At 39.5% G+C, this 3959-nt stretch carries 4 protein-coding genes; 3 read left to right on the forward strand and 1 reads right to left on the reverse strand.

Annotation, left to right across the window (positions count from 1 at the left end):
• Positions 1–484: 484 nt before the first annotated feature.
• From FGQ53_RS11250 to FGQ53_RS11260, 3 genes are all read left to right on the forward strand, one after another.
• Complete coding sequence (locus tag FGQ53_RS11250; protein ID WP_138338853.1) at positions 485–2050, forward strand: DEAD/DEAH box helicase; 1566 nt, start codon at positions 485–487, stop codon at positions 2048–2050.
• Between the two features lie 286 nt (positions 2051–2336).
• Complete coding sequence (gene codY / locus FGQ53_RS11255; RefSeq protein WP_138338856.1) at positions 2337–3125, forward strand: GTP-sensing pleiotropic transcriptional regulator CodY; 789 nt, start codon at positions 2337–2339, stop codon at positions 3123–3125.
• The gene (locus tag FGQ53_RS11260) at positions 3125–3700 is read left to right on the forward strand and encodes a cysteine hydrolase family protein (protein WP_138338859.1); all 576 of its coding nucleotides are present in this window, start codon (positions 3125–3127) and stop codon (positions 3698–3700) included. Before codY ends, FGQ53_RS11260 begins: the two co-directional genes overlap by 1 nt.
• Here the strand turns inward: FGQ53_RS11260 and FGQ53_RS11265 are convergent.
• Positions 3637–3959 (reverse strand): transposase (locus tag FGQ53_RS11265; protein ID WP_413777569.1); only part of this gene is annotated, 323 nt, incomplete at its 5' end. The two genes, FGQ53_RS11260 and FGQ53_RS11265, sit on opposite strands and share 64 nt — an antisense overlap.

Below are 3959 nucleotides of genomic sequence, written 5' to 3' on the forward strand. Positions count from 1 at the left end.
AGCGAAAATAAATAATCTGTAGACGTTTGTGATATTTGGCGTACGATGAATCTCTTAGGAGTTTTTCAATTTTTTGTGTTTCTTCATTTGTAAGTTTCATAACTACTATTATAAGATGTTTTTTGATTTTAGTCTAGTATTAATATTTTTACTTCTCCTATTCGAATTTCATTCTAGCACAAGAAAAAAACTTTTGCACAATTCTGCTACGCTTTAAAAAAGTTTATGAAATAGTGGAAATTATAGCCTTACTTTCTCATTACTTTCTCAAAAAATCGTTTACATGACTTTTATCGACGGATTGGGCTATCTTTTGCTCTAGTCTTGTGTTATACTAGATAAGTTGCAAAGAAACCAGTACTTTTCTTTCGTGGAAAAGAAGCAACACGGTATCTCATTTTTGTAGAAGATACGTCATGAAAAGAAAAGTATACACTAAAGCCTTATAGGGTGGCTTCGCACCACCTTTAGAAAGAAGAAAAACGTGAAATTTAATGAATTTAACTTGTCTGCTGAATTGCTAGCAGAGATTGAAAAAGCTGGATTTGTAGAAGCAAGTCCTATCCAAGAACAGACCATTCCATTGGCTCTCGAAGGAAAAGACGTTATTGGTCAAGCTCAGACTGGTACAGGGAAAACCGCAGCCTTTGGCTTGCCAACCCTTGAAAAAATCCGTACAGAAGAAGCGACCATCCAAGCCTTGGTTATCGCTCCAACTCGTGAACTCGCTGTCCAAAGTCAAGAAGAACTCTTCCGCTTTGGCCGTAGCAAGGGAGTGAAAGTTCGCTCAGTTTACGGTGGTTCAAGTATTGAAAAACAAATCAAGGCCCTTAAATCTGGTGCCCACATCGTGGTAGGAACACCAGGTCGTCTTTTGGACTTAATCAAACGCAAGGCCTTGAAATTACAAGACATTGAAACCCTCATCCTTGATGAAGCGGATGAAATGCTCAACATGGGCTTCCTTGAAGACATCGAAGCCATCATTTCCCGTGTCCCTGAAAATCGTCAAACCTTGCTCTTTTCAGCAACCATGCCAGACGCTATCAAACGTATTGGTGTTCAATTTATGAAAGATCCTGAGCATGTCAAGATTGCTGCCAAGGAATTGACAACAGAATTGGTTGACCAGTACTATATCCGTGTCAAGGAACAAGAAAAATTTGATACTATGACACGTCTTATGGATGTGGAACAACCAGAACTTGCTATCGTATTTGGTCGTACCAAACGCCGTGTAGATGAATTGACACGTGGACTTAAAATCCGTGGCTTCCGTGCTGAAGGAATTCATGGTGATTTGGACCAAAACAAACGTCTTCGTGTCCTTCGTGATTTTAAAAATGGCAATCTTGATGTTTTGGTTGCGACAGACGTGGCAGCGCGTGGTTTGGATATTTCAGGTGTGACCCATGTCTATAACTACGATATTCCACAAGATCCTGAAAGCTATGTTCACCGTATCGGTCGTACAGGTCGTGCCGGTAAGTCAGGTCAGTCTATTACTTTCGTATCACCAAATGAAATGGGCTACCTACAAATCATTGAAAACTTGACTAAGAAACGCATGAAAGGTCTCAAACCTGCAAGTGCAGACGAAGCCTTCCAAGCTAAGAAACAAGTAGCGCTCAAGAAAATCGAACGAGACTTCGCTGACGAAGCCATTCGTGGGAACTTTGAGAAATTTGTTAAAGATGCTCGTAAGTTAGCTGCAGAATTTAGTCCAGAAGAATTGGCAATGTATATCTTGAGTCTGACTGTTCAAGATCCGGATAGTCTTCCTGAAGTGGAGATTGCGCGTGAAAAACCACTACCATTTAAACCATCAGGTAATGGCTTCGGTGGTAAAGCTAAGGGAGGTCGTCGTGGAGATGACCGTCGTGATCGTGAACGCCGTGGCAATGGTCGCCGTGATGATTTCAAAAAAGGCAGTCGTGGAAATGATCGTTATGATAAGGAAAAACGTTACCGTAAGGATAATAAAAAACCACGCACTACTTCAAGCGAAAAGAAAACAGGCTTTGTTATTCGTAACAAGGGCGATAAATAAGAAAAAGCGGTTCAAAATAAATCGCTTTTTTATATAAGGAGACCGAGGGTAAAAGAAGATGGTGATAGCAAAGGATAAGTGAAATGGAAAGGTATTATCCAGTTATCTTCTTATGATAATATAATATCAAAAAAACAAATTAGCTTGTCAATGATAAAAATCTATTTTTCTAAAATATTTCAGCTAGTCTAAATTGCAATTGCAATTAAATAAGCAATTTTCAGATAATAATTGAAAATTCAAGCTTTTTATGTTATAATGGTAGCGATTAAATTCGAGGTGAAAAATGGTACATTTATTAGAAAAAACTAGAAAAATTACTTCTATCCTGAAGCGCTCGGAGGAGCAGTTGCAGGAAGAACTTCCTTACAATGCGATTACACGTCAGCTTGCTGATATTATTGATTGTAATGCTTGTATTGTTAACAGCAAGGGGCGTCTCCTTGGCTATTTTATGCGTTATAAAACCAATACAGATCGCGTAGAACAGTTCTTCCAAACGAAGATTTTCCCGGATGACTATGTACAGGGTGCAAACATGATTTACGATACAGAGGCCAATCTGACAGTTGATCATGATTTGAGTATTTTCCCTGTAGAGAGTCGTTCTGATTTTCCAGATGGCTTGACAACTATTGCACCGATTCATGTATCAGGGATTCGCCTTGGTTCTTTGATTATTTGGCGCAATGATAAAAAATTCGAAGACGAGGACTTGATTCTTGTTGAGATTGCTAGTACCGTTGTTGGGATTCAGCTCCTCAACTTCCAACGTGAAGAAGATGAGAAAAATATCCGCCGTCGTACTGCTGTGACTATGGCGGTCAATACCCTTTCTTACTCAGAACTCCGTGCTGTATCAGCAATTTTAGGGGAATTGAATGGAAACGAAGGTCAGTTGACTGCGTCAGTGATTGCAGATCGTATTGGAATTACTCGTTCTGTGATTGTCAATGCCCTTCGTAAACTTGAGTCTGCTGGAATTATTGAAAGTCGCTCACTTGGAATGAAGGGAACCTACCTTAAGGTTTTGATTTCAGATATTTTTGAAGAAGTGAAGAAAAGAGATTACTAATGGCTAAGGCTTTGATTTCGATTGATTATACAGAAGATTTTGTTGCTGATAGTGGAAAATTGACAGCAGGCGCTCCAGCTCAGGCGATTTCGGATGCCATCAGCAAGGTGACTCGACTAGCTTTTGAACGAGGAGACTACATCTTCTTTACTATTGATGCTCATGAAGAAAACGATTGCTTCCATCCAGAAAGCAAACTATTTCCTCCTCACAATTTGATTGGGACTAGTGGACGGAATTTATACGGAGATTTGGGGACCTTTTATCAAGAGCATAGTTCAGACAGTCGTGTCTTTTGGATGGATAAACGCCATTACTCAGCTTTTTCAGGGACTGATCTGGATATCCGTTTGAGAGAGCGGAGAGTGTCTACCGTTATCTTAACAGGTGTCTTGACGGATATCTGTGTCTTACATACAGCTATAGATGCCTATAATCTAGGATATGATATCGAGATTGTTAAACCAGCTGTTGCTTCCATCTGGCCTGAAAATCATCAATTTGCCCTAGGTCATTTCAAAAACACACTTGGAGCTAAGTTAGTAGATGAAAATCTAAATGAAATTTCTGAGTAATTGGCGAATTTCAAGTTCAAGTTAGCCATCCAGAAGTCTTCTCTGGGTGACTTGTAGTTCAAGCATTTTTTAGGATAGTTATTAATCCAATTTTCGATTAAGGCGACTTCTTTAGGAGTCGTTTTCTTAGTTCCTTTAGGTAACCATCTACGAATGAGCCTGTTGTGATTCTCATTAGTTCTCCTTTCCCAAGAGGCATAGGGGTGCGCATAATAGATATGTTCCTTAGAAAACACATCAGACAATCGGTTGAATTCCG

It is taken from the genome of Streptococcus mitis (genome assembly GCF_005844455.1).
GTDB lineage: Bacteria > Bacillota > Bacilli > Lactobacillales > Streptococcaceae > Streptococcus > Streptococcus mitis_BF.